The following is a 1,168-nucleotide window of genomic DNA, read 5'->3' on the forward strand; positions in this document are numbered from 1 at the left end:
GGGGACTGAAGTCCATGCACTGACGGTACCCAACGGCACGACGAACGTGGGATAGGTAGCGCCCCGGCGACCCGTCATGAGCCGAATTAGCTAGCCTAGCCTTGAGTCATTTTGCACTCTCTTCGCAAGGAGCCCAACTCAAGAAGAAAAAGACGCTCGAGTGCGCTCTCGCAACGTCGATGATCCTGATCAACCTCGGGATCTCAGGCGCTGAAGCCCGACCGCGGACGGCGCACGTCCGTGCACCACAGGAGAGGCTTGTCGTCACGGCGCCGGTGCTCAGGCCAACGCCGTGGGATTACAATGTCGTTCCACGCTATCGTTATCGCCCTGAAGACGACCGGGTCGATCCCTACGGCCCGCCGCTGGTGCCGTCATATGTTCGCTATGAGGGCTGGCGGTGGCCATACTGGTGGTGAGGGCCACTGGCGGATGCGGCATTGGTCAGTGTGTAGGGTGGGTTAGCGTAGCGACTGCGCGAAGCGCAGGTCGCGAAGCGTAACCCACCACTTCTGCCTGCGCGGAAACCAAAGAGGTGGGTTACGCCAGCAGACGCGCTTCGCGCATCTGCAGGGCTAACCCACCCTACGGATCAATTGTCGTCATCCGCCGCCAGCCGCAGATACTGCCGCCTCATCGCGCTGACCCTGGCGACATAGCCCGCGACGAGGTGATCGCCGCAGCGCTCCCCTGGTATCATCTGAAACTTGCGGCGCGCATAGGCCGCGGCGGGACCTGCGCCGCAGAGATGGATGAAGGCGGCCAGATCCTGCTTCTGCTGCGCGCTCGCCTTCACATCGCCCGCGAGGCCGAGAACCATGGCCACCTGGCGGTCCAGATACACCGACGCCAGCTCGATGGCGTGGCTCGGGATAGCGCGGATGTAGAGAAAGGGAGACCCGCAGCCGGTGTCCGTGACCGCGTTGCCGCGCACACAGAACCGTGCGGCTTCAGCCAGGGCCGGATCGGTCATCTGGAAGAGGCCGACGGCGCTGGAGGCGGGCCGGTAGATCGCCAGGGGATTGAGGCTCCACCGCCAGCGCCAGTAGGTGCGCGCCACGGGATTCCCTGAAGTCTCGACCTGCGCCAGCGCGGCCAGCAATTCGGGCGTGATCGTCGCGGTGGAATGCTTGCGGAACAGCGGCCCGTATTGGCGCCAGGTCTCGGC

Annotated in this window: 1 protein-coding gene; it reads right to left on the reverse strand. The window is 64.6% G+C overall.

What is annotated here, in order from left to right; genetic code table 11:
• Positions 1 to 592: 592 nt before the first annotated feature.
• Positions 593 to 1,168 (reverse strand): lytic transglycosylase domain-containing protein (locus AC1D00_RS42060; RefSeq protein ID WP_477014769.1); only part of this gene is annotated, 576 nt, incomplete at its 5' end.

It is taken from the genome of Bradyrhizobium sp. P2_E8, from assembly GCF_056403875.1.